At 35.6% G+C, this 24,839-nt stretch carries 26 protein-coding genes, 2 pseudogenes, 1 riboswitch and 1 other annotated feature; of the genes and pseudogenes, 18 read left to right on the top strand and 10 right to left on the bottom strand.

What is annotated here, in order from left to right; all coding sequences use genetic code 11:
* Positions 1-9: 9 nt before the first annotated feature.
* The 3 genes from rfbG to AC2CGR_RS11775 all read right to left on the bottom strand — a co-directional run bounded on the left by rfbG (position 10) and on the right by AC2CGR_RS11775 (position 2,731).
* Positions 10-1,065, bottom strand: coding sequence for a CDP-glucose 4,6-dehydratase (gene rfbG, locus AC2CGR_RS11785; protein ID WP_484480847.1), 1,056 nt, complete (start codon positions 1,063-1,065; stop codon positions 10-12).
* A 1-nt stretch (position 1,066) separates the two neighbouring features.
* A complete protein-coding gene (rfbF, locus tag AC2CGR_RS11780) occupies positions 1,067-1,834 on the bottom strand; it encodes a glucose-1-phosphate cytidylyltransferase (RefSeq protein WP_087967605.1) in 768 nt (255 codons plus the stop codon).
* 114 nt (positions 1,835-1,948) lie between these two features.
* Positions 1,949-2,731, bottom strand: a complete 783-nt coding sequence (locus AC2CGR_RS11775) for a glycosyltransferase family 2 protein (protein WP_102990374.1) — start codon at positions 2,729-2,731, stop codon at positions 1,949-1,951.
* Positions 2,732-2,984: 253 nt separating this feature from the next.
* Between AC2CGR_RS11775 and AC2CGR_RS11770 the strand changes: the two genes are divergently transcribed.
* The 4 genes from AC2CGR_RS11770 (at position 2,985) to AC2CGR_RS11755 (ending at position 6,054) form a co-directional block, all read left to right on the top strand.
* Positions 2,985-3,392 carry a MerR family transcriptional regulator gene (locus AC2CGR_RS11770; RefSeq protein ID WP_087967609.1) on the top strand — a complete coding sequence of 136 codons (408 nt, stop codon included), beginning with the start codon at positions 2,985-2,987 and terminating at the stop codon, positions 3,390-3,392.
* Between the two features lie 120 nt (positions 3,393-3,512).
* Positions 3,513-4,841, top strand: a complete 1,329-nt coding sequence (locus AC2CGR_RS11765) for a hemolysin family protein (protein WP_000402271.1) — start codon at positions 3,513-3,515, stop codon at positions 4,839-4,841.
* Positions 4,842-4,893: 52 nt separating this feature from the next.
* Positions 4,894-5,307 carry an ATP synthase subunit I gene (locus AC2CGR_RS11760; protein WP_000613872.1) on the top strand — a complete coding sequence of 138 codons (414 nt, stop codon included), beginning with the start codon at positions 4,894-4,896 and terminating at the stop codon, positions 5,305-5,307.
* A 198-nt stretch (positions 5,308-5,505) separates the two neighbouring features.
* Positions 5,506-6,054, top strand: coding sequence for a DUF2179 domain-containing protein (locus tag AC2CGR_RS11755; RefSeq protein WP_063548070.1), 549 nt, complete (start codon positions 5,506-5,508; stop codon positions 6,052-6,054).
* Positions 6,055-6,171: 117 nt separating this feature from the next.
* Here the strand turns inward: AC2CGR_RS11755 and AC2CGR_RS11750 are convergent, their stop codons facing one another.
* Positions 6,172-6,411, bottom strand: a complete 240-nt coding sequence (locus AC2CGR_RS11750) for a DUF3923 family protein (RefSeq protein ID WP_000747691.1) — start codon at positions 6,409-6,411, stop codon at positions 6,172-6,174.
* A 76-nt stretch (positions 6,412-6,487) separates the two neighbouring features.
* Positions 6,488-6,868, bottom strand: coding sequence for a hypothetical protein (locus AC2CGR_RS11745; protein WP_270184941.1), 381 nt, complete (start codon positions 6,866-6,868; stop codon positions 6,488-6,490).
* 295 nt (positions 6,869-7,163) lie between these two features.
* On the opposite strand from AC2CGR_RS11745, the gene AC2CGR_RS11740 reads away from it, so the two are divergent.
* Entirely contained in the window at positions 7,164-8,078 is a 915-nt protein-coding gene (locus AC2CGR_RS11740; RefSeq protein ID WP_087967613.1) for a tetratricopeptide repeat protein, read from the top strand.
* A gap of 54 nt (positions 8,079-8,132) precedes the next feature.
* Here the strand turns inward: AC2CGR_RS11740 and AC2CGR_RS11735 are convergent, their stop codons facing one another.
* A complete protein-coding gene (locus tag AC2CGR_RS11735; RefSeq protein WP_087967615.1) occupies positions 8,133-9,314 on the bottom strand; it encodes an MDR family MFS transporter in 1,182 nt (393 codons plus the stop codon).
* Between the two features lie 112 nt (positions 9,315-9,426).
* Here AC2CGR_RS11735 and AC2CGR_RS11730 point away from each other — a divergent pair, with 112 nt between their 5' ends.
* From AC2CGR_RS11730 to AC2CGR_RS11720, 3 genes are all read left to right on the top strand, one after another.
* Complete coding sequence (locus AC2CGR_RS11730) at positions 9,427-9,969, top strand: CGNR zinc finger domain-containing protein (protein ID WP_131100297.1); 543 nt, start codon at positions 9,427-9,429, stop codon at positions 9,967-9,969.
* A 41-nt stretch (positions 9,970-10,010) separates the two neighbouring features.
* Entirely contained in the window at positions 10,011-10,766 is a 756-nt protein-coding gene (locus AC2CGR_RS11725; RefSeq protein WP_087967618.1) for a class I SAM-dependent methyltransferase, read from the top strand.
* Between the two features lie 147 nt (positions 10,767-10,913).
* A complete protein-coding gene (locus AC2CGR_RS11720) occupies positions 10,914-13,259 on the top strand; it encodes a collagen-like protein (protein WP_484480846.1) in 2,346 nt (781 codons plus the stop codon).
* Positions 13,260-13,330: 71 nt separating this feature from the next.
* On the opposite strand, the gene AC2CGR_RS11715 is transcribed toward AC2CGR_RS11720, so the two are convergent.
* On the bottom strand, positions 13,331-13,474 hold the full coding sequence (locus AC2CGR_RS11715) for a hypothetical protein (protein WP_000945246.1): 144 nt from the start codon (positions 13,472-13,474) through the stop codon (positions 13,331-13,333).
* Positions 13,475-13,571: 97 nt separating this feature from the next.
* A riboswitch (cyclic di-AMP (ydaO/yuaA leader) is annotated at positions 13,572-13,714 on the bottom strand.
* 38 nt (positions 13,715-13,752) lie between these two features.
* Positions 13,753-14,214, bottom strand: a complete 462-nt coding sequence (locus AC2CGR_RS11710; RefSeq protein WP_029439012.1) for a GNAT family N-acetyltransferase — start codon at positions 14,212-14,214, stop codon at positions 13,753-13,755.
* Between the two features lie 137 nt (positions 14,215-14,351).
* Here AC2CGR_RS11710 and AC2CGR_RS11705 point away from each other — a divergent pair, with 137 nt between their 5' ends.
* Positions 14,352-14,600 carry a GlsB/YeaQ/YmgE family stress response membrane protein gene (locus AC2CGR_RS11705; RefSeq protein ID WP_087967622.1) on the top strand — a complete coding sequence of 83 codons (249 nt, stop codon included), beginning with the start codon at positions 14,352-14,354 and terminating at the stop codon, positions 14,598-14,600.
* A gap of 63 nt (positions 14,601-14,663) precedes the next feature.
* Entirely contained in the window at positions 14,664-15,785 is a 1,122-nt protein-coding gene (locus tag AC2CGR_RS11700) for an AI-2E family transporter (protein WP_131100283.1), read from the top strand.
* Positions 15,786-15,850: 65 nt separating this feature from the next.
* Here AC2CGR_RS11700 and AC2CGR_RS11695 read toward each other — a convergent pair whose 3' ends face one another.
* Complete coding sequence (locus tag AC2CGR_RS11695; RefSeq protein ID WP_087967626.1) at positions 15,851-16,147, bottom strand: hypothetical protein; 297 nt, start codon at positions 16,145-16,147, stop codon at positions 15,851-15,853.
* Positions 16,148-16,299: 152 nt separating this feature from the next.
* Positions 16,300-16,507, top strand: a binding site (T-box leader).
* A 197-nt stretch (positions 16,508-16,704) separates the two neighbouring features.
* Here AC2CGR_RS11695 and AC2CGR_RS11690 point away from each other — a divergent pair.
* The 7 genes from AC2CGR_RS11690 to AC2CGR_RS11660 all read left to right on the top strand — a co-directional run bounded on the left by AC2CGR_RS11690 (position 16,705) and on the right by AC2CGR_RS11660 (position 23,841).
* On the top strand, positions 16,705-17,703 hold the full coding sequence (locus AC2CGR_RS11690; protein WP_484480845.1) for a tryptophan--tRNA ligase: 999 nt from the start codon (positions 16,705-16,707) through the stop codon (positions 17,701-17,703).
* Between the two features lie 75 nt (positions 17,704-17,778).
* Positions 17,779-17,928 carry a hypothetical protein gene (locus tag AC2CGR_RS11685; protein ID WP_087967630.1) on the top strand — a complete coding sequence of 50 codons (150 nt, stop codon included), beginning with the start codon at positions 17,779-17,781 and terminating at the stop codon, positions 17,926-17,928.
* A complete protein-coding gene (locus AC2CGR_RS11680; RefSeq protein ID WP_270184943.1) occupies positions 17,918-18,679 on the top strand; it encodes an ABC transporter ATP-binding protein in 762 nt (253 codons plus the stop codon). The genes AC2CGR_RS11685 and AC2CGR_RS11680 overlap by 11 nt, the downstream gene beginning before the upstream one ends.
* Positions 18,676-21,165, top strand: coding sequence for an FtsX-like permease family protein (locus tag AC2CGR_RS11675; protein WP_484480844.1), 2,490 nt, complete (start codon positions 18,676-18,678; stop codon positions 21,163-21,165). Before AC2CGR_RS11680 ends, AC2CGR_RS11675 begins: the two co-directional genes overlap by 4 nt.
* 305 nt (positions 21,166-21,470) lie before the next feature.
* On the top strand, positions 21,471-22,034 hold the full coding sequence (locus AC2CGR_RS11670) for a maltose O-acetyltransferase (protein ID WP_000845612.1): 564 nt from the start codon (positions 21,471-21,473) through the stop codon (positions 22,032-22,034).
* A 336-nt stretch (positions 22,035-22,370) separates the two neighbouring features.
* Positions 22,371-23,399, top strand: coding sequence for an ROK family transcriptional regulator (locus AC2CGR_RS11665; protein WP_484480843.1), 1,029 nt, complete (start codon positions 22,371-22,373; stop codon positions 23,397-23,399).
* A 61-nt stretch (positions 23,400-23,460) separates the two neighbouring features.
* Positions 23,461-23,841, top strand: a complete 381-nt coding sequence (locus AC2CGR_RS11660; protein WP_071726219.1) for a VOC family protein — start codon at positions 23,461-23,463, stop codon at positions 23,839-23,841.
* Positions 23,842-23,848: 7 nt separating this feature from the next.
* Here the strand turns inward: AC2CGR_RS11660 and AC2CGR_RS11655 are convergent.
* Positions 23,849-24,109 (bottom strand): annotated as a pseudogene (locus tag AC2CGR_RS11655) (transposase); the annotation flags it as partial.
* A 285-nt stretch (positions 24,110-24,394) separates the two neighbouring features.
* Here AC2CGR_RS11655 and AC2CGR_RS11650 point away from each other — a divergent pair.
* Positions 24,395-24,655: pseudogene (locus AC2CGR_RS11650) on the top strand (ABC transporter permease); the annotation flags it as partial.
* Between the last annotated feature and the right edge of the window lie 184 nt (positions 24,656-24,839).

The following is a 24,839-nucleotide window of genomic DNA, read 5'->3' as shown; positions in this document are numbered from 1 at the left end:
ATAGCCTCCTTATAAATTTTTGAATGCATCGATTTGTTGCCGCGTGAAAGATTCTATATTTTCACCGGATGCATATTTTTTGTACCAATCAACAGTCCAAGCGATAGCGTTATCTGTTGATAACTTAGGAGTCCAGCTGAGTTTATTTACTGCTTTTGTACTATTGAGTGTTAAAACAGGCGATTCATAAGGAGTATTTGCAGAGGGGGGAAGGATTGTTAGTGGTTTATTCCATAACTTTATTATAGATTGAATGACGTCATGGACTGTTCGGTTAGGTTCGTTCAGCGGACCGAAATTCCACGCTTCTGCATATGCAGCGTCTGTCCAAAGTTTTTCAGCTAAAAGGATATAGCCATGTAAAGGATCTAATACGTGTTGCCACGGGCGAATAGCGTTTTTGTTTCTAATAGTTAATGTATCATCTTGTAAATATGCACGAATGACATCTGGGAATAATCGGTCTTCTGCCCAATCACCACCGCCGATGACGTTACCTGCTCTTACTGAGGCGAGTTTCTGTGTATTAGTGCGGAAGAATGATTTTTGATAGGATGTTGCCACTAGTTCAGCGCAAGCCTTACTAGCACTATAAGGGTCGAAACCTCCTAGCCGGTCACTTTCCACGAATGCCTGGTTACCGCTCCCGTCATTTTCATAACATTTATCACTTGTAACATTAATGATGCCACGTATACTGTCTATATGTTTTGCCGCCTCTAATACGTGGACAGTTCCTAAAACATTCGTTTTAAATGTTTCGATAGGATTTTTATATGAAGTGGTGACGATTGGCTGGGCTGCTAAATGAAATAGTATGTCAGGATTATGTTGCTTTAGGGCGTGGAATAAAGAATTGTAATCTGTAATGTCGCCATGAATTGTTATGCATTCTTTTGCTACGTTACCTTGTTCAAAAAGGTTAGGAATGGATGGGGGATGAGAAGAAAAGCCAACTACTTCTGCACCTAAAGAAGTTAAGAAAAGGGTGAGCCATGAGCCTTTAAAGCCAGTATGTCCCGTAATAAATACTTTTTTCTTATTCCAAAAAGATGATGAAGCCATATTACCAAACCTTCCACGGAGCGTTATTACTTTCCCATAGCTCGACTAATTTATTTTTATCACGCAATGTATCCATTGGATGCCAAAAACCAGTATGTTGATATGCGGCCAATTCGTTTTTGTTTACTAACTGAACTAAAGTGTCTGTTTCAAAAACAGACTTATCGCCACTAATGTAATTGAAAACTTCAGGATTTAAAACGAAAAATCCACCGTTAACCCATCCGCCATCCCCGAGTGGCTTCTCTTGAAAAGATGTGACAGACTGTTTATCTAATATGAGAGAACCGAATCTACCAGGAGGTTGTACGGCGGTAACAGTTGCCATTTTTCCATGTTTTTTATGAAATGCAATAAGTTCTTTTATATTTACGTTACTTAATCCATCGCCATAAGTGAGGCAGAAAGGTTCGTCTCCAACAAAATTTTGAATCTTTTTCACTCGTCCTCCCGTTTCTGTATTTACACCAGTATCGATTAGTGTAACTTTCCATGGTTCTACACGATGAGAATGGCTAGTAATTGTATTATCGTTTAACTGTATTGTGAAATCAGACATGTGTAGGTTGTAATTTAAAAAGAATTCTTTAATTGCATATCCTTTATAGCCTAAACAAATAATAAATTCAGTAATACCGTAATGGCTATACAAACTCATAATGTGCCATAAAATAGGCTTTGTTCCAATTTCAATCATAGGTTTCGGTTTTAAATGTGTTTCTTCCCCAATCCTTGTCCCATATCCACCAGCAAGAATAACAGCTTTCATTTTTTCCTCCTAAAATAAAAATTTATAATATATACAGTATTCATATTGTATGCAAATGGTTTTGTTTTTGACTAAGTGCGTAAAAATGTGTGGAAAATGATGGTGTGAGAAATATTAAGGTTTAAATTTAGGGAATAATTGTTGATATTCAGGGTGGTTACGAAGATCTTGGGTTAGGCTACTAAACTCTAAAAATCGAGTTTCGAGTTGCTCAAGGGACTGACCATAATGTGCTTGAAGTCCCATTCGAATGCCCTTTTTTGAAAGGGTAGGTGTTATTTGTAATTTTCTTGCCTTTGCATGTTCGTTCCAAGGGCTAAAATAAAACTTGAAAATGAATGAAGGGGAGTTATAAACGATAGGTTGGTGCCGCGTAAAATGTCTGCCTGGTAAATATGCGCCATCAAGATGATTGTGTATAAATCTCCAGGCACAGCCGATTTCTGGTTTATAAGGAAAAAGACCATGGTATCGTTGCTCTACTAATGAAATAGAATATCTTAGTTTTGGATAATTGTAATCATGCTTATCAATCATGACAATCATTCTAATCGCATACATATTTTGACCTAGTGTATGAAGTGAAGAGAAAAATTCTTCTACATTATTGCAACAAAGAAATTCCGTAGTATTTAATACCATCTTCCAACCTGAAACTTCTCTTTCAATTTCCATTACTTCAATGTCAGTATTAGTGGGATCGAATTCAAGAAATCTTGAATCTCGTACTTCCCAGTGGGGAGCAAATAATTTGCAAATTTCAACTGAACGATCTGTAGAACCTCTATTAATTAAAATACCGTGATCGAATATTTTCGTGTGATGCATAAGCCACCATGGAAGTAGGTATTCTTCATTATAAAAATGTGAAATGAGTGTCTTTCTCATATTAATCATCTCCTATACAAGTAATCATTATTAGTAGGATATGTTTTTAAATAAGAAAGGTTAAAAGGTGCAGACAATGTAGTGATGAAGTAATAGTTTAGTAATTTTCTTGTATAAGTATAGATTACTTGTATGGAATAATAATAGGGTGGATCTTGGAATTTTGTATAAATTATGAACAATAAACCGTCACGTTTGACTGTACAGTTTATGTATTGTATGATGTAAGTAATATAAACAAGGGGGGAAGATCGTTGGGAAGGTGTATCGAATCGGACAGTTGGCTCTCATGGCTCACGTGTCGAAACGAACGATTGATTATTATACGAATCTAGGTATCTTAAAAGCGGAGCGATCTCAATCTAATTATCGCTATTACGACGAAACAGCATTTGAAACATTACATTTTATTGAGAAGTGCAAAGAAATGCATATGCCGCTTTGTGAGATTAAAGAGAAAATCGAGGAGAAGAAGAAGCTGCTCGGTATCAATGAACACGTTTCGAAACAAGTGAATGAAGTGACAGACCATATTCATCGATTAGAAGTGGAGCTTACTGAGTTAAAACCGCTTTTAGATGAATTGACTGATTCACAACGTGAAAAAATATCGAAATCTTTATCAGGTCAAACGACAGCTTTAATACAGACACTTGCTCTATTATTATAGAATAAGTGAAATCCGACCTCTTTAATTTTTGTATCGGGCTATGTTTTCTAACGAACAAATAAGAAAACATTATAGTATACAGGAGGTGGACACCTTAGTTTTTTTAACTAAGGGGATTCATTGGAAATATTTAATTTAGTCATGGTTGCGATTTTAATCGCATTTACTGGATTTTTCGTAGCAGCTGAGTTTGCGATTGTAAAAGTACGTTCAAGTCGTATTGATCAGCTTGTTGCAGAAGGAAAACGCGGTGCTTTAGCAGCAAAAAAAGTAACAACAAATTTAGATGAATATTTATCTGCTTGTCAATTAGGTATTACGGTTACAGCTATGGGATTAGGTTGGTTAGGTGAACCGACAATTGAAAAGTTATTACACCCGTTATTTGAGAAATGGAACTTAAATCCTTCTATTTCATCAGTATTAACATTTGGTCTTGCTTTTATGATTATGACGTATTTACACGTTGTAGTAGGGGAATTAGCTCCGAAAACGATGGCAATCCAAAAGGCTGAAAGGGTAACGTTATTATTGGCAGGTCCATTAATGATGTTCTATAAAGTAATGTATCCATTTATTTGGGTATTGAACGGTTCAGCGCGTGTTGTAACTGGCTTATTCGGTTTAAAACCAGCTTCAGAACATGAAGTAGCTCATACAGAGGAAGAATTACGCCTTATCCTTTCAGATAGCTATGAAAGTGGCGAAATTAATCAAGCTGAATACAAGTATGTAAATAACATTTTTGAATTTGATAATCGTATTGCAAAAGAGATTATGGTACCGCGAACAGAAATCGTTGGTTTCTACCTGGAAGATTCAGTAGAAGAACACATGAAAGTAATCCAAAATGAGCGATACACACGTTATCCGATTTTTGGAGAAGATAAAGATGATATTATCGGTATGGTCAACGTAAAAGATTTCTTTATTCGATATATGACCGAGGATCAAAAAGATTTATCATCTATTCGCTCGTATATGCGTCCGATTATTGAAGTGATGGAAACGACTCCAATTCACGATTTATTACTTCAAATGCAGAAGAAGCGAATTCCGATGGCTGTTTTATATGATGAGTACGGAGGAACAGCCGGAATTGTAACGCTTGAGGACATCTTGGAGGAAATCGTCGGCGAAATTCGTGACGAATATGATGAAGATGAAGCGCCGCCAATTCAACATGTGAACGAGCAACATATCATTGTTGATGGAAAAGTGCTTATCTCAGAAGTGAAAGATTTATTTGGATTACACATCGAAGAAGATGATGTGGATACAATCGGTGGATGGATTATGATGCAAAATCATGAAATCGAAGAAGGACAACACGTTGAGGCGGAAGGTTATGAATTTAAAGTGTTAGAAAAAGACGCTTACCAAATTAAACGTGTTGAAATTCGTAAGATGGAACAAGAACAAGAAGAAGAGAAAGCAGCAACTGTGTAAGTTGCTGCTTTTCTTCTAAAGTACAAAAAATGAGAACTTAGGAGCGGATATTTTGATTCAAGAAGCCTTACGTGTATATCGATTACAATTGTATGTGATCTTTAGTGGTTTACTACTTATGTGGACGATTACTCCGTTTGGAAAACAGGTAACAGGGTTTGGTATCGGATTAGCTGTAAGTGCATATTGCCTTTGGTTATTAGCTCGCAGAGTGGAGAAACTCGGGAAAAGTATCGTAATGAAGGAAAAGGCTCCGGGATTAGGAGTTCTAAACAGATTTGCAGCTGCCATTTTAGGAGCTATCATCATGTATGAAATTGAACATGAAATGGAAATGTGGGCATTTGGTACAGGCATTTTAGGTGGTCACTTTTTAATGATTGCGAATTTAGCTTATGCAAATATGCAGTTAGTGAAAGAAGAAGAGAAGAAAAGAGAACATACTTCGAAAAACATAGAGCTATGATGAGAGGGACCTAATGGGGTTCCTTTTTTATTTTAGTGGAATGATACAAGTAACCAAATTAACGACAAATATAATACGCTTCTTTTTTGCGTTTTTCAATAGTATGAAAAATAATAAAAAAAATTTTAAAAACCCATCGATTTCTAAAGGTTATGTATGTTATCATGACAAAAGACTTTTTGAAAGAGGTGGATACCAATGTTACAAGCGCTACTTATTTTTGTGCTTCAAATTATTTACGTTCCTATTTTAACAATTCGTACGATTTTGCTTGTAAAGAATCAAACAAGATCCGCTGCTGGTGTAGGATTGTTAGAAGGAGCTATTTACATTGTCAGTTTAGGTATTGTGTTTCAAGATTTATCAAATTGGATGAACATCGTTGCCTATGTCATTGGCTTTAGTGCAGGACTGTTATTAGGCGGTTATATAGAGAATAAATTAGCAATTGGTTATATTACGTATCAAGTTAGTTTACTAGACCGTTGTAATGAATTAGTAGATGAGTTACGTCACTCTGGATTTGGCGTTACTGTATTTGAAGGCGAAGGTATTAATTCGATACGTTATCGCTTAGATATCGTCGCAAAGCGTTCTAGAGAAAAAGAACTATTAGAAATTATTAATGAAATCGCTCCGAAAGCGTTTATGTCTTCGTATGAAATTCGCTCGTTTAAAGGTGGATACTTAACGAAAGCGATGAAGAAAAGAGCGTTAATGAAGAAGAAAGATGAACATGTATCATAAAAAGGGGAATCGTGCTGTATTAAAAGTGCAGTATAAACCCATATGTAAAAGAGAGGAATCTATTTGATGTAGATTCCTCTCTTTTTTATGAAAAAAATGTATCTGTTCATTGAAAAACTAAATCGTATAATTATTTTTTTTACTCATCCTCAAATTAATGATTAGCCATATAACTTGAAAAAATACAGGTATGATAAACGCGATTAATATAACGATAAGTGATATGGATTTAATTTCAGGTGTTTGAATAACACCAGCACCATCAACATCTCGTAGCCAAATAATAGCGGCCCATATTCCAAAAACGATAATCCAAAATAGGTTACCGATCCACCAAGAAATCCATCGTTTTTTCATGTTAGCACCCCTTACATGTATCCACTGTTAAAAGTATATTTTCGTTCATTATATTTATAATGAAATGACTATTAAATTAATTTTTTTTAACGGTATATCTAACTTGTTTAAAGGTTACCATTTCTCCATCTTTATCATCATCCTCATTCTGTAAAAGTTGAACTCGTGGCTTGTAGTCTGTCCTATGGGCATCCTTGATACCTGTAATATCAAGTTTGTAGGATTCACCATTCTTTATTTTTTGTTCGAATACTTTTGTATTGGCAACATAAATAAAAGTTACTTTATTTTCATCAATGCCTTCAGTCTTAATTTCTAATTCGTTATCTTTTGTTGTAATCGTTGGTGTTAATAATGCCATACTGCCGCTTCCAGTTTCTAAAGAATTTTCTGCTATAGTTGAACATCCTGATAGTATGATTCCGGTGAATAGAAGAACAAGTAATTTCTTTTTCATAACATCCCTCGATTCTATGTAATTTTTGATTTTGGCATTGTTAGACTGCTAGTGTGGAGCGTAAATGTTTAGCTAGTACTCTTTTGATTGTACCATAATATGTAAATTAAAAAAGGCTGTATATCCAATTTAAGGGAGACTGAAAAATTTACTTATTGTTGTAAATTCGTGTGTTTTAGCTTCTAGTTCAATCGAAATGTAGACAGGAGAAAGAAATTTTTGTGGAAATTACAATTTTTACATTTTACTATAATGATAAGGAATAGATGAATTCATTCAATTCGGAGGTAGTTATTTGAACATTAACGAGAAGGCAATTGAAATGTTTGAACAAAATAAATATGAGGAAGCAATGGAACTGTTTCAACAAGCAGTACATAAATCTAGAGGTGTACAATCTCTCAATAATCTTGCTTGGATGTACTTTTATGAGGAAGAGAATGATGATAAAGCTCTTGAATTAATAAGAGAAGTTGTTAATTTGAATCCTTCTTCATACTTTCCTTATAACATCTTAGGGGACATTTACATGAAACAAGAAAAGTGGATAGAAGCGAAAGAAGTATTACAAAAGTCTATTTCGATTCAACCATCCGATGAAGCATATCACAATGTAGCTGTAGCTCATTATAATCTTGGAGAGCTGGAAGAAGCTTCGGAATTTTTCTTGCGAGTTGCAGGGGATTCGGACTATATCATGTATAGCTATGTAAAATGTTTAATTGATCTAGAACGAACGACAGAAGCGAAAGAGAAGTTAGATGCTTTTAACAGGAAATCTGATGATTTTATAGGAGAAATTCGTGTAGCAGATTTGTATGTTGAGTTGAATTGCTATAAAGAAGCAATTGAATGGTTCGAAAAGGGATACAAAGAATGCTGGAAAAGTCCTAATTGGATTAGTAGATTTGTTTATGCTCTATATAAAGTGAATCATTTCTCGCGTATAAATGAAATTATACGGGAATCTATCGAAGCGAAAACGGCAGAAATAAAAGATGTCGAGAATGAAGAAGTAGAAGACAACTGGACAGAGAAAGATAAGAAAGAGTTAATTGAGGAATATACAGAAGCGAATAATGATTATAAAACAATGATAGAGCGTATTAAATCTGGATATGTTCCAGGGTTAGAATTTGAAACGGATTTTATAGGTGGGTGCTATTTGTTTGGTTGTAAAAGGCATAATCATCTTGAATATGAAGAATAAAAAATTCGACTGTCACATATGATGGTCGAATTTTTTTATTATAGGACGCCTGTATTACATAGGTATATATCTATCCTCTTTAGAGGCCACTTTTTTTATATTCAAAATATGTAGTGAAATAAAACCAGTAAGCCCTATTCCGCCAAAAATAAGCCATGGTGTATACATTCCGTTTAAATTTGATGTAAACCATGTACCGGTATAGTTACCGATGATAAAACCAAATGCGAGTGATAGTTGATAAAAACCGAAGTAAGTAGCTGTATATGATTCGTTACTGTAATTTGCAATAGTGATATCAGCGTTTGGTAATACAAGTGTTTCACCGATTGTAAATAAAATTATACAAATAAATATCCAATATGGGTGTTGAAATAAAGGAATGAGTAAAAAGGAAATACTCATTAGTAAAACACCGTATTTAATAAAGGAAAGGGTGTTGTATTTGAGAAAGAGTTTTCGAAATAACACCATAAATAGGACGCCTGTTATTGCATTTATCGTAATGACTAATGTAGCAAGCTGATTGCTATTACTAATGTTTTTCATATGAAGTGGAAGTGCGACAGTAAGCTGAGTAAACATAATATAGAAGAAAATCATGATAAGTGAAAACAGAAGGAAAGACTTGTTTTGTAAGATAGTCTGTATTCCTAATGTAATAGACGTATTTTCAGTAGTGACTTGGAAGTGGTTTTTAAGTAAGTAAAAGATTAAAGCAAATATCAGCATAAGAAATCCTGTTAGAGAGAAAGCATAGATTGGATCGAGTAAGAGTAAGAATCCTCCTGCAATTGGTCCGATTATTGCACCGCAATTAAAGCTAAGGTTTAAATATGTAAATAAATTTTTTCTCAAATGAGCTGGCTGTGAGCCAAATATAGCGCGAGCGGCAGGTTCGTAAAATGCAGTTCCGAAGCCAATAAGTGCAGAAGAAATAGAAATTGTATAGAAATCAGAGCATATTCCTAAAGCGATAAATCCGATTCCTCTCAAAAATAAACCGGCTATCATCATAATGATATAGCCTATTTTGTCAGCAATTAATCCTGAGAATAATGGGATAATTCGTGATGTAATTGTCATAACCGTCAACACTGTCCCTACTTGGACAGCAGAAAAATGAAGAAAGGTTAATAGATAAATAGCTAAAAATGCGTATACTGCAAAATACCCAAAAGACATAAAAAATGAAGAAATAAGCATGAAACGTATCGGTGTTGAGAAACTTTTCATAGAAATCCTCCTAATTATGTAACCAGTAAAATCATTTGATGGTTAACTATTTTATATTATAATTATACATAAAGTCAGAAAAAAGTAAATTTTAAGAAGAAGGTGGATCGAATTGAATCAAAAAGCTCCAAATGAACTAGAATATATTCAGGAATTTTTAAATACATGGAGAATACCAAACGATACGAGAGAGCCCATTGATTTGCTGCAAACAAAAGAAGATATAAAGCTCTTTATGAAAGAATATTTTGATGAAGAGCTTCCGTTTCATACGATAGAAGAATTAAAAAATTTTCGAGAAGATATTCGGATGGTAATTGAAGGTGAAGAATCATTACATAAATGGTTAGAGAAATATCCATTTCAAGTAAACGTAAGGGAAGATATGAAAGGTATTACATATGAACCAGTGCTGGAAGAAAATATGTATACAAAAGTATTAAGCATTGTGTTAACGGCAATTCAAGAAAATTTGTGGGGAAGGTTAAAAGCATGTCCAGATTGTCGCTGGGTATTTTATGATCATTCGCGTAATGGAAGTAAAAGATGGTGTGGTATGTATGCTGGAGAAGAAGGAGGAAGAGCGTGCGGAACAATCGCGAAAGTAAAAAACTACCGAGCAAAGAGAAAAGGGAGATCGGGTTATAATGTGTAATTTATATTAGGGGAAGAAAATTGGATGGGGGAATGTAGAATATGGAAGGTACACAAATGTTAGCATTAAATAAAAAGTGTTGGGATACAGTTGCACCATATTTCTTTCAAGTGGATTGTTTACCGAAATACGGACCGTATACGGCGTCTGAAGATGAAATTCATTTGTTCGATTCAATTAGAAATAAAAAGGTACTTGATATTGGATGTGGAAGTGGGCATTCGTTGCAATATATGGCGGAACATGGTGCAGAAGAATTGTGGGGACTTGATCTTTCGAGTGAACAAATTAAAACAGCGAATGAAACGTTAAAGAGTTGGAATTCAAAGTTAATATGTGGAGCAATGGAAGAGGAAGGGGATATTCCGAAAGAGTATTTTGATATTGTATACTCCATTTATGCATTAGGCTGGACTTCGGATTTAAGAAAAACGTTGGAATTGATTTATTCGTATGTAAAGCCAGGAGGAAGCTTTGTTTTTAGCTGGGAGCATCCCGTATATTCAAACTTAATGTATGGAACAGAGGAGATTGCTTTAAGCTCGTCTTATCATGAAGAAACTCCTATTACGTTTGAAACATTTAAAGGGGAGGATGTACAAGCGACTTTATATAAACGAAAAATAAGTACATACATAAATGAGTTAAATAGAGTTGGTTTTACAATTGAGAGAATAGAAGAGCCTGAACCATCGAGCTCGTTTGATGAAGAACTAGCTGAGCCGTCTCCGAAATATTATTCTTTACATAAAGCTAGAATGGTGCCAACTACTTTTATTATTAAGGCGAGAAAGTAAAGTGTTTTATAAAAAGAAGCCTATCATTTCAAATGAATGAAATGATAGGCCTCTTTATTTTTTAAAAAATGAGGTCAGATGTGTACTTTTCTTATAAAAATGCATTTCATATAAAAGGTGTAATTATTTTGGGGAAGGGGGATTGTTGTGCGTCATCATAGAAAGTGCAAAAAATTTGGAGTGGCACTGCCTCTTCCGCTTATAGGAGCAACTGGCCCAACTGGTAATAGTGGCCCTATTGGTCCAACTGGAGGGCATGAAGGTCCTGTTGGTCCTACAGGGGTGACTGGCCCGACGGGAGCAACTGGGTCCCAAGGTCCTCAAGGTATCAGGGGAATACAAGGTCCACGGGGGACAACAGGAGCACAAGGAATACAAGGAGCTATTGGTAATACAGGAGAGCAAGGTGTAACAGGTCCAACTGGCCTCCAAGGTCCTCAAGGATTAATTGGAAACCAAGGTCCAACCGGTGATATTGGAGTACAAGGATTAGAAGGGATACAAGGAGCGATTGGTCCTGCCGGTAGTCAAGGTATACAAGGTCCCCAAGGAATACAAGGAGAGATAGGTGAGCGAGGACAAACGGGAGCACAAGGAATGCAAGGTGTGATAGGTGAAGCTGGTATGACAGGTGTAACAGGTCCTCAAGGTTCCCAAGGAGCGCAAGGAATACAAGGGGAGGATGGAACTACAGGTATACAAGGAGAAGAAGGTCCACAAGGAATACAAGGAATTACTGGAGAGCAAGGACACCAAGGTGATCAAGGGATACAAGGTGTAGTAGGCCCAACCGGTTCTACTGGTCCACAAGGCCCTCAAGGTATAAGCGGAATAAAGGGAATAACAGGTGTAATAGGGCCTCAAGGTCCATCAGGTATTCAAGGAATACAAGGGATAAACGGATCCACAGGTTTTCAAGGGGCAAAAGGAATACGAGGGATAACAGGAGCGATCGGACCTACTGGTACACAAGGTCCAGTAGGTCCGCCTGGTGGGCCAACAGGAACAACCGGTCCCATTGGTCCGTCTAGTGGAGTGACTGGTCCATCTGGTCCACCCGGTCCACCTGGTGGGCCAACAGGTCCAACGGGCGCAACTGGTGCGCGGGGTGTAACAGGGGGAACTGGTGCGATAGGAGCACAAGGATTACAAGGAATAATTGGTCCAACTGGTCCTCAAGGTGTAAGAGGAGTGCAAGGAGCTCAAGGTGTAGTTGGAGCAGTTGGATTTCAAGGAGCACAGGGACCCCAAGGTTTTCAAGGGATAACAGGAGCAACCGGTGTAGAAGGTCCACAAGGAATTCAAGGCATACAAGGTGAACAAGGTGTAAGAGGAGCAACGGGTCCAACAGGTCCAACAGGTTTACAGGGGCTACAAGGGATTCAAGGAATACAGGGACCAACTGGGCCCCAAGGAATCCAAGGAGTACAAGGACCGAGCGGCATAACAGGCCCAACCGGTCCACAAGGAATTCAAGGAATACAGGGACCTCAAGGAAATATAGGTCCAACCGGAGCGACTGGAATCCAAGGAGTGCAAGGTCCAGAGGGGCAAACAGGTCCAACAGGGGCAACAGGACCACAAGGAATTCAAGGGATACAAGGTCTACAAGGCCCAGCCGGTCCACAGGGCATTCAAGGAATCCAAGGAATCCAAGGGCCTATTGGTCCAACCGGCCCAACTGGACCGCAAGGAATTCAAGGGATAACCGGAGCGACGGGCCCAACAGGTGCAACTGGAGCAACCGGAGCGACGGGAGTAACGGGCCCTCAAGGTCCACAAGGAATTCAAGGACCACAAGGCGTAACTGGGCAGGCGGGAGCAACAGGACCGACGGGAGCAACCGGTCCACAAGGCGTGCAAGGAATCCAAGGTCCACAAGGGGTAACGGGGCAGGCGGGAGCGACCGGAGCAACCGGAGCGACTGGAGCGACTGGTGCAACAGGACCGACAGGAACACAAGGGATACAAGGCATAACAGGAGCGACAGGGGGAACAGGGGTAACCGGCCCAACAGGTGCAACGGGTCCAACAGGCTTAACTGGAGCAACAGGATCATCTGCTATATCGACAGGTGGCGGATATTTCTTTTCTACATCAACAAGCACAATAGCAGCAAATGCCAACATTCCAATTAATTCAGGATCCACTGTATATGGAACTGGTGTATCGTTAACTAGTGCTACGACAGTCACAGTAACGACGCCAGGAATATATTTAGTAAGCTACTATTTTCAAGGGGATGCCAATGGTGGGAATGAGACAGTATCTGTTAGATTGCTATTAAATGGAACACAACTAGCAGGGAGCTTTATACAAAACGTAACGACATCAACTGTAGTAATTGAACCAGCCATTTCAAATACGCTTCTTGTGAATGTAACGAGTGCCAATTCAACATTAATATTACAAAATGGTCCGTTAGGGGTAGGGCATGTAACGACCATAGCGGGTGCGATTACAGCAAGTTTAAATGTAGTGAGAATTTTATAAGAAAAATAAAAAACACAAGGGATGCCTTTTTAGACACACCTTGTGTTTTTGATGTTAAATGAACCATTTCTTTATCTTTTTGGTTGAAAAATATGTTGAAAGAAGTATTTGTGATGTAAGTTATCTACAACTTTATTTGCTTGGTATGTGCGATGTTGTTCGAGCCGAAGTCTTTGCTCCATCATTTTTATTGCGTGATCAGATAAACGTAACATAGTGCATGTCTCCTTTTCTATAAATATAGGTGTCTATTTGGTATCGATCCCATATTTATAATTAAGGAGGCAAAATGTGTAACATAGGCAAAAAGCACCTTCCTCTCCCATTACGCTTACGAGGTTAGCTGTCGGACTCGGGAAGTGAGAGTTTCCCTACTTAAATAAGATTCGCCCCAAGTAGCATAGCTACAAAAATGGTTCCCCCGCTCCAAATTTTGGACTCAGCAAAAGGTTTTATAGAGTAAAAGATAACATAAATAATCAGTTTAGTCAAACTATTTGTTGTTTTCTGTCTTTTTTAGCGAGGTTAAAATCACACCATCAGGCAATACGATATTTTGTACTTCGATAAAACCATGTTTTTTATATAAAGACAAAGCAGGTGTATTTCCTTTCCCTGTTTGTACAATATATGTTTTGGAAGAGGAGAACATGTCAAATAAATATAGTAATAGCTTCGTCGCAATTCCTTTATGAAAATGATCGGGGGATACTACTAAACGATGAATATCAATTTCCTCTTCATCTATTTTAAAAGAAATAAACCCGGCAAGTGTATTTTCATAAAAGTATCCGTAGAAAATTTCATCACATGATTGAATATCGGTTACAGTATCATAAAGGCGAGGGATAGCTGTACTATTTATATATTTTGCCTCGATTTCATAAGCCGGTATTTGAATATTTAAAATAGAAGCAGCAGTGTTGTGAGAAGTTGTTATTAATTTTTGAATCATAGCGTAAAAACCTCCTTGTAGACTTTATTTTCATAGATTTGACAACATTTTTCTTTTTTGGATATAATAATTATAGTAGTTACATAATCATTTAGTATGAAAAAGAAATACACCATAATAGAAATGGAGGACTAAAAATGGGATGGATTATCACATTAATAGTTGGTGCTATTATAGGTGCAATTGCAGGTTCTATAACGGGTAAAAATTTCCCAGGTGGTATGTTCGGCAATATAATCGCCGGTTTATTAGGTGCTTCATTAGGTGGTAGATTATTTGGATCTTTTGGGCCATCATTTGGTGGGATTCATGTCGTGCCAGCATTATTAGGAGCAATCGTGTTAATTTTTATTGTATCATTTGTAGTGAAAGCTGCAAAGAAATAGATATATAGATTATGATGAAAAGCCCTGGATAAGGGCTTTTCATCATTCGAAGAGGTGGTTTCGTTGGAGAAAATAAATATAAGAAAAAGGGATAAGCTGAAAAAGTTTTTTAGAGAACACAATTATTTAGCAGTGTTACTTGGGTTTGCACTATTGTTCATTAATATTTTATTACTAACAAAAATATCATTTGTTTTTACACCGTTTATCGTCTTTTTAAAGACAATTTTCTTCCCGGTCTTATTAGCAGGCGTACTATTTTATATTTTGCATCCATTCGTTTCGCTTTTAGAAAAGAAGGGTGTTTCAAGAATTGTATCGATAGCCTCGATATACTTAATAGTAATTGGATTATTTGTGTTTTTAGTTTTAACGGTTATTCCTATTATTAAAGATCAAATCGATGCATTAATAGATAACTTACCGTATTTCGGTCATGAAATTGAACGTGCGGCACGTAGATTTGGAGAAAGTAATTTACTAGGGAAAATTCAGGAGAATTTAAATATTGATGTAGCGAGTATGGTAAAAGATTACACTGTTGATTTTACGAAGTCGTTATCATCAGTAACAGGAAATGTAACTGGATTTTTAAGTACCCTTACCGAGGTCGTTTTAACGTTTGTAATGGTTCCGTTTATATTGTTCTATCTTTTAAAAGATGGTGAGCAATTGCCGAATCATTTCTTAAAGTTCATTTCAGAACAAAGACGACCAGCAGCGATGAGAATACTAGATGATATGCATTATGCAATTAGCTCGTATATTAGAGGTCAAATTATCGTTAGCTTGTTTATCGGTATTATGCTATTAATTGGTTACCTTATTATCGGTATTAAATATGCGGTACTACTCGCTATTTTAGCGATGATTGTAAATATCGTTCCGTACGTAGGCCCGATCATTGCAATTACACCAGCTTTAATTATCGCATTTATTGACTCGCCAGCAATGGTTTTAAAGGTAATTATCGTAATGATGGTCGTACAATTAGCAGAAGGAAAATTTATTTCTCCGCAAGTCATGGGGAAAAAGCTAGATATTCACCCGATTACTATCATTTTTATTATTTTAACTGCCGGAAATTTATTTGGAATTATGGGGATTATTTTAGCAATTCCAGGGTATGCAATATTAAAAGTGTTAGTTACGCACGGTTATCGATTTGTTAAGTTGAATACGTGAAAAAAGCTAGAACAGATATTACTGTTCTAGCTTTTTTTGCTCTTTCTATAGTAGACAAATTGATCTTATGCGTAGGCTTTTAATTCAACAATAGGTAGATTGCTTTCCTTCAGTTTGTAATCAAATATTAAATCGTCCATGCGAAAATTAGCATCCACTTCAAAAGAAATAAAAGTACCCCCAATTTCTATTTGATTTCCGTTCTCATTTTCAAAAGTGAGCGCACCTTCAAATGATTCTATATACTCATCGCAGGTGTATAAATATATAGCGATAGGTGTGAAATGTATAATTACTCCTAAAGTATCATCCTTTTTAAACTCATCAATCTTTTCATCGTTCTTTTTAGTAAACCAACTCATGACATCACCTCTTTTTTGTATTACAAATCGCTTCTGTATATATTGATTATATATTGTACGGAATAAATTGGTAATATTTATTGTTAAAATGACAATAAGTTTGAATATTTAGTTTTTCATGGAGAGAAAATGTGATAAACTGTAAAAAATAACAAAAAGCGACGAAAGAGAAGAGTACATATTCGAAACTTTTCAGAGAGCTGATGTATGGTGGGAATCAGTAAGGGATGAATGTGGAATGGGCTCTGGAGCTTCTAACTGAAATGAGTAAGTAAAGACGGTTGCTTCACGTTAAGAAGTTGAAGTGAGCTATAATGATAGCTAATTAAGGTGGTACCGCGGGAGTCTCTCGTCCTTTTTTAAGGATGAGGGACTCTTTTTATCCCGCTTTAATGGGCAGTAAGCCCCCCACCTCAAAATTCAGCGAAAGCAAAGAAGTTAGGTGGGGGGATCAACTGCCCATAAAAGTCCGATTGGTGTGGGCTAATAATCAGTGGGGGATGAAGAAAACCCCACTGATTAAAGTTTCACTTTATTTTGAGAAAGGAGGAGTTAGGATGGATGGAAAAATAATGTTAACAGGGATTAAGCCGACAGGTTATCCGCATTTAGGAAATTATATTGGTGCGATTAAACCTGCGTTGCAAATGTCAAAGAAGAATGAAGGAAAAGCATTGTATTTTATAGCGGATTACCATGCGTTAAATGCTGTGCATAATCCGAGCCAGTTTAGTAGCTATACGAAAGAGGTAGCAGCTACTTGGTTATCACTTGGGCTTAGTGAAGACGTTATTTTTTACAGGCAAACAGAAGTGCCAGAGATTCTAGAATTAGCTTGGATATTAGCTTGCCTAACTCCGAAAGGGCTTATGAACCGTGCCCATGCATATAAAGCGAAGGTAGAGCAAAATAAAGAGGCGGGTTTAGAAGTAGATGCTGGAGTGAATATGGGGTTATATACGTATCCGATTTTAATGGCAGCGGACATATTACTATTTCAGGCTACGCATGTACCTGTCGGAAAAGATCAAATTCAGCATATTGAAATCGCGCGTGATATTGCGACGTATTTTAATCATACTTTCGGCACGACATTTACACTTCCGGAGTATGTCATACAAGAAGAGGGCGCAATATTACCAGGGCTTGATGGAAGAAAGATGAGTAAAAGTTATGGGAATGTGATCCCATTATTTGCAGAGCAAGAAAAACTACGAAAGTTAATATTTAAAATAAAAACAGATTCTTCACTTCCAAACGAACCGAAAGAACTAGAAGCGTTATTTACAATTTATAAAGAATTTGCGACGGACGATGAAATACAGTCTATGCGTGAAAAATATGAAACTGGCATTGGATGGGGCGATGTGAAAAAAGAGTTGTTTCGCGTTGTAGACCGTGAATTAGCTGGGCCTCGTGAGAAATATACTATGTATATGAATGAACCGAATTTATTATATGAAGCGTTGGAAAAAGGTGCTAATCAGGCAAGAGAAATCGCGAAGGTAAATTTAGCGAAGATTAAAAAATGGATTGGATTTGAGAGGGGGCGCTGAGCGTTCCCTTATTTTTTTATAAAAAATCGAACGAAATTTCAATTTGTTACCAATATAGAGTGAGGAGGGATAGAAATGATTACAACTTTCGAGTTAAAAGTGTTGTTATTCCAAATAGGAATAGAAATTGTACCACCTAGTAATCTAAAAGAAAAAATTTTAATTCAGGTTAATTTGGTGGAGGGAATAAAACTTAATAATGTTGAGGTGAATAATGGTGAGTGAAGTTGTGTTAGCAGTTCAAGGTTTAAGTAAGACATATGAGAGTGTAGATACAAATGTTAGAGCCTTACAAAATGTATCTTTGGAGTTAAATAAAGGAGAACTCATTGCCATAATGGGAACGAGTGGATCTGGAAAGAGTACATTACTAAACATTCTTGGTGCTCTAGATAAGCCTGATGAGGGGGTTATCTATGTAAATGGTGAAGTACCTGAAAATATGTTCATTGAACCGTATGCGACAGAGTACAGAAGGGATAACATAGGATTTATATTCCAGTCATTTCATTTATTAAAGGATTTATCTGTAGAAGAAAATATTGCGTTACCCCTCATATTATCAGCTGATTCAGAAGAGGAGATACGAGAAAAAACAAATGAAATATTAGATGTTCTAGGTTTAGTAAATTGGAAAAATCATCGACCAGTGCAGCTTTCTGGGGGACAACAACAACGTGTTGCAATTGGTAGGGCGTTAATAACATCTCCTCCAATCGTCCTTGCAGATGAACCAACTGGAAATTTAGATTTCAATACGTCTAATGATATTTTACGGGTACTAGTCGATATGAAACAAAGATTCAATCAAAGTATGATTCTTGTTACTCATGATCCACACATTGCTACGTATGCAGATCGGGTTCTCTTCTTTCATGACGGAGAAATTGTTGATGATTATACATGTTCTCATGGAGTAAATGATATGAATATCATTTTAGATAAATTCAAAAAAATAATGGAAAAATCAAAATGATAAAATCAGTACGAGGATTAAGTTTACGTTTTTTTAAGACGAATAAATTTACTGCTATTTCTTCTATTGTTAGCGTTATGTTGGCCGTTTCTCTAATTGTTACGATGATTGTATTTTCGAGTCATGCGAAACAGTCTGTTATAAATGAAGTGAAAAATGTATACGGAGATATGGATTTATCTGTCGGATATAATCCTGATCAAAATAAGTTGATGGATAAATCTTTACTGCAAAATATTAAGAAACAAGAAAATGTTGAATACATGTCAAAAGTATTCGTAAATCATTTGCAAGTGAATAAATTGAATGCAAGTATTTATACGGTAGGTGTTCAAAATGATATGTTATCTAAAAGTCGATATCACTTTTCTAAAAATTTATCAAATAAGGAAGTAACATTAAATGATGGATTAGCGGAAACTTTACAAGTAAAAGTTGGAGAAAAGGTTGAAATAGAAAATAAATCATATGTAGTAAAAGAAGTGTTACCTGATATAGAAGCTGGAGGTTCAGCTCCAGATATACTTATTTTATCTGAAGGTGCGGTGAAACAGCACGTATATGAAAAAACGGGTAAACACAATGAAGCTACTTATTTGTTAATAAAAGCAAAAGAGAATGCAGATGTACTAGCATTGTCTAGTGAAATTCATAAAATAGACAAAGAATTAAGAATCGATATTGCGGAGGAAGACGAGTTTTTAAAAAGTAATTTAGCATCATTACATATTTTTATAATCGTTTTATCTACATTAATACTTATTATTACTGCGTTATTGTTGGTGTCTAATTTTGAAGTGTTTTTATATAAATATAAAAGTCAATTTGCTATTATGCGATCAATGGGAGCAACAACGAAACAAATGTTTAAAGTTATATTTATTCAATGTAGTGTAATCAATTTCTTTGGTGGAATATTTGGTTTGTTACTAGCTGTAATAAGTAACCGTTTTTTACAAAGTTGGCTAGAGCATGTATTTGCTTTTCAAATTAATTCAATAAGTTTTGACTATGAAATAGCAATTGTAACAGTGATTTGTAGTATCTTTTTCATTGAATTGTTTATGATATATCCTTCATACAGAAGTTCGAAAATATTGCCAGTAAAGCTTATGCGGGAGAATGAAGAATCCGATTTTTCTAATAAAAAAACACGCAGTATTATGGGGAAATTCCTTTTAATGAGTAGCGTATTTTTAACTGTTTTAGGTGGGTTTGTAGCAAATACGGGAGATACGCAGGCAATAGTGATAGTAATAGGAGCTATATTTCTCGTTTTAGGAGTATATATTTTATTTCCGACTTATCTCTCTTCGATATTAATAGCATGTCTACCTATAATGAAAAAAATATTTGGAAGGAATACATTTGTTGCTATTAAAAATGTAATTCCGCAAGTAAGAAAAAATACATTTGTTATCTTAATGATAAGTACAATGATGATGATAGTTGTCTTCGGGTCCACTATATTTAAAACGATGCAAAAAAATAATGAAAGATATTTACAACGAGAATTTCCAACACATATTGTTGTGGAAAATCGTTTGAATAATGATTCAACAATTTCCTCACCTCATATACAAAATATATGTAAAGAAATAAGTAGTGTAAAAGGAGCTAGTACGATTAGTACGAACTCACTGGCAGAATTAAAGCAAGGTGAAAAATATATTACTTTTGACTATAATTTAGGTGATGTAAAGGAAATGGAAAAGCAAGGGTTATTGCCAGAAGTACCTGCAAATTTAGAGAATAGTATAATTGTTACAGAAGAGTTAGCGGGGCGATATAAACTTCATGTAGGGGATATCGTTCAATTGGGTCTATTTTCAGAACAGGAACAAAAGGTTAGTCCGACTGGTAAGGTAGAAGTTGGATTAATTGTTAACGAGCTACCGAATTCTCCTTCGGTACTCATGGATTGGAGTAATGTAACATATAAACAAGGTTATACAGTTTTTGAGCGTGCATTTATTAGTTCAAATAATGAGAGAGAGACGTTGGAGCAATTAAAGAAAGTGAAAGATCAATATCCACAATTAAAAATAAGTAGTTATACTCAATCATTAAAGCAATCTAATTTAATGTTTCAGCAAAGGTGGTCCATTTTCATCGTTGTTATTGTAGTAATTTTGTTTAGTGTAACATTAGGGGTATGTAATACACTTATAAATAATATTCAATCTAAAAGAAAAGAGTTTGCTATTTTACGAGCAATAACAGTTAAGAAAAAAGGGATTGTACAAATTATTTTGACGCAAGTTAATTTATATGTACTTATTGGAATCGTACTAGGGGCTGTTATAGGAGCATTATTAACCTATATGGTAAGTATAATAGATCGTACACCTTTATTTTTTGATTTCAAACTTATCGTAACGGTAATAGCGGCGATGTTTGGAATAGTCCTTATTATTTTTATCCCTTTTGCTAATAGAATAGGAAAAAGGGATATTGTACAAGAGTTAAATAGGGATAATAAATAAAAGAGGTTAACCCAAGTAGCTATTCAGCTACTTTTGGGTCAATCTCTTTTTTATTAACAATTGATTTGCATATTGGTGTGCTCATTCATAAATGTATAGTGCATTATATTAGTTAAATGCCACCGAGTAATATCATTAGGTGAAGTAAGGAGTTCGCATTTCTTTTTGAAACTTATTAGTTGCATATGTTAAAAAGTATGCTACTATAGGGTTACTTATTAAACTTGTTTAATAAGTATAATTAAAGTCGCTTATTAAAGAGGTTTAATAAGTGGGGTTCATTTGATTACGAAGGAGAGGATTGTATGAAAACAGAAAAAGAAAAGATGTTAGCGGGAGAAATGTATATTGCGGATGACGAAGAATTAGTGGCTGATAGGGTGGAGGCAAAACGTTTAACACGCCTTTATAACGAGGCGATGGAGACAGGAGATGAGAGGCGTTTTACGTTATTAAATCAGCTTTTAGGTTCTTCAGCTGATGGGAAAGCGCAAATTAATCCTGATTTTCGTTGTGATTACGGCTACAATATCCATGTTGGAAAGAGCTTTTTCGCAAATTTCAATTGTGTAATTTTAGACGTTTGTGAAGTTCGAATCGGTGATCATTGTATGTTTGCACCTGGTGTTCACATTTATACTGCTACTCATCCTTTACACCCGGTAGAGCGGAATTCTGGCAAAGAATATGGGAAGCCTGTAAAGATTGGTAACAATGTTTGGGTTGGCGGGGGCGCTATTATTAACCCTGGTGTTTCAATTGGAGATAACGCTGTAATTGCTTCAGGAGCAGTTGTGACAAAAGATGTACCTAATAATGTAGTTGTTGGTGGTAACCCAGCCAAGGTTATTAAAACGATAGACTTATAGAAAGTATTTTTTATGAGTACATGAATAAACTGATGTCGTATCGTATAGAAAATGTAAAAGGTGTTTCATATGAAGAAAAAGAGTGCGGAAAATCGTACGAAGACATTACTTGCTTCTTGAAACGCTCTTTTTCTTATTTGCTTTGCCGGTTTTCTCGTTTGCTGTAAGTTTCTATCATAGGTTATACACAATTTTTAAGTATACTAGGGGAAGCATTCGGAATACTACTAGTAGAAATATAGCATCTTTATTGCTTTAGAAAATGATGTATGATATATTGTCAACGCAACTTATTAAAAGTGTTTAATAAGTATGTTGATTAAGGTGGTGAGCGGTTTGAGTGAACAATTTGTTACTCAAAAATCGATTAAAGAGACAATCCTTCGCGGCATTCGTACAGCTCTTCTAGAGCGAGGTAGTGCAACGAAAGTTGAGCTTAGTAATACATTAGAAATCAGTTTTCCAACGATAAGTAAATTTATAGAAAAAATGAAACAAGATGGTGAAGTCACTTTAGCTGGTTTAGATGATTCAAGTGGTGGAAGAAGAGCGAAACGATATGAATATAATCCAGAATATATGTTAGGTTTAGCGATATTTTTAGAAAAAAATGAGACGAACTATACAATTTTTAACTGTTTAGGGGAAGTAAAAGAACAGGGGAGTACTTCAAGTATGTTAATTGATACGGGCGTAAATCTATTATCTAAACATATTGAAGGTCTTATCGCTACATTCCCGAAAATAAGCTCTATATCAATTGGTGTGCCTGGTTCGGTTGATAATGGTCGTATTTTTTATATTCCTGGATATGAAAAATTCCAAAATTTTAATTTGAAAAGTCATTTGGAGGAACAGTTTTCTATACCAGTAGTAATAGAAAACGATATGAATGCCGCAGTGCTTGGTTATTATAAAAACACTGGAAACTATGATAATTCCTCTCTTGTATATTTGTATTCCGGTCAAAATGGTCCAGGTGCAGGTATTATGATTAATGGAGATGTCGTAAGAGGAAGTACTTTTTTCTCAGGAGAGATATCTTTCGTTCCGCAGTATAATAATAAAAATTTCTTGCAAGCTTTGAGAAGTGAAGATTCGAATAATCCAGAGGAATATAATATAGATGCTATTACTCGTTTAATAGCTACATGTATAGCTATTATTAACCCTCATGGATTCATCTTCTGTGATGATGAAGTGAACCAATTCGTTATAGATCAAATTGTAAAAAGTTGTCCGCAGTACATTCCGGTAGAACATATCCCGAAAATAACAGTGAGCAATTGGAAAGAAGATTATTTATATGGATTAAAAAGTCTAGGACTTGATCTTATGATTACGAGAACCAATAAAGAAAATTAAATGTGCTGGCAATGAAGCATCCAATTGTCAGTTGAATAACATAAAAGAAAAGGTGTCGATTATGAAAATTGAACATGTAGCAATTTGGGTGAATGATTTAGAAGGAATGCGTGATTTTTATAAACAGTACTTCGGTGGTGAAGAAAATAGCTTATATCACAATCCGAAAAAGCAATTTAGATCTTATTTTATAACTTTTGAAGGTGGTGCGCGTCTAGAACTTATGAAGCAGGTAGGGATAGATGATGCATTACAAACACAAACAATAGGATATGCGCATATTGCTTTTTCTGTAGGTAGTGAAGAAAAAGTGAACGAATTAACGAATACATTAAGAGGAGCAGGATATCCTGTGTTAAACGGCCCGCGTACTACAGGGGATGGTTACTACGAAAGTGTAGTAAGTGACCCTGAAGGAAATCAGATTGAGATAACGATCTAACATTTTATTCACTCAGCTCCTGTTTTTTCTTTTTAAGCAGAAACTGAAGCATTTGAATCATCGTAGAAGAACAGAGGAGAATGCCGATGAGTTGTCCATATAAATGGCACTCTAGGCGTTCTCTTTTTATATTTTGACATTCATCAATTTCAAAGAGTGACTTCCACGTTTTAAACAAAATTTCAATCTGTCAACGAAGTGAATATAATGGATGCACGTAGTTCGTCGGTACTTCTTCTAGCGACGTGTTCGTGATATATACATTTATGTCATTCACTTTAATAGCTATTGTCTCAATAAAAATCTTGAATAATTTTAGACAAGAGCAAAAATCCGAGTTAAAACAAGGTTAGTTATAAATTAAATATTTATCATAGCTTCTGCCAATAGTTCCTTAGCATAGGAAAAATCGAATAAAAACAACATATAATTTGCAAATTATTTTAGCAAGAGTAATGAGGACAAATAAACCAATTCCTTGTACCTTAAGGAATTGGTTTATTTGTGGGGCATACAATTTTTACTACATTGTTGGTCTGAAATTCAACGAAATTCTGTTATGAATTCACTGGAAAATGCAATCTATTCATTAAAGGATCCTAAGGATATTGATGCATTTAAAGAAGAAGCAAAAAAATTGGGGTTACCAGCGTTCTATGAATTAGATGCAAAAGATAACGTTTATAAACAGATGATTGGTCCAATCGAGAATATTGCATCTTTTTCGAAAACGATTGTAATTATGGTGTCTATTGCAGGTGCAACGATTTTAAGATTAATAATTATGCTCTCTATTAAGGAACGTAGAAAAGAATGAAGATAAACTGGAAGATCCTATTAGGGGTACCGCCACATCACCATCAAGCTAAGAAAATACAACTACCCCCAAAACGAAATTTTGTGCTAACTTGTATTAAAAAAGTCCATTTTTTCATTTTTGGGTGTTATAAAACCTTTAAGTTGATGGGCATATGGTGCCACCCCATATAGTATAAGAA

This window comes from Bacillus sp. LSHTCR4 (assembly GCF_057197025.1).
This window is presented reverse-complemented; position numbering and strand designations above follow the sequence as displayed.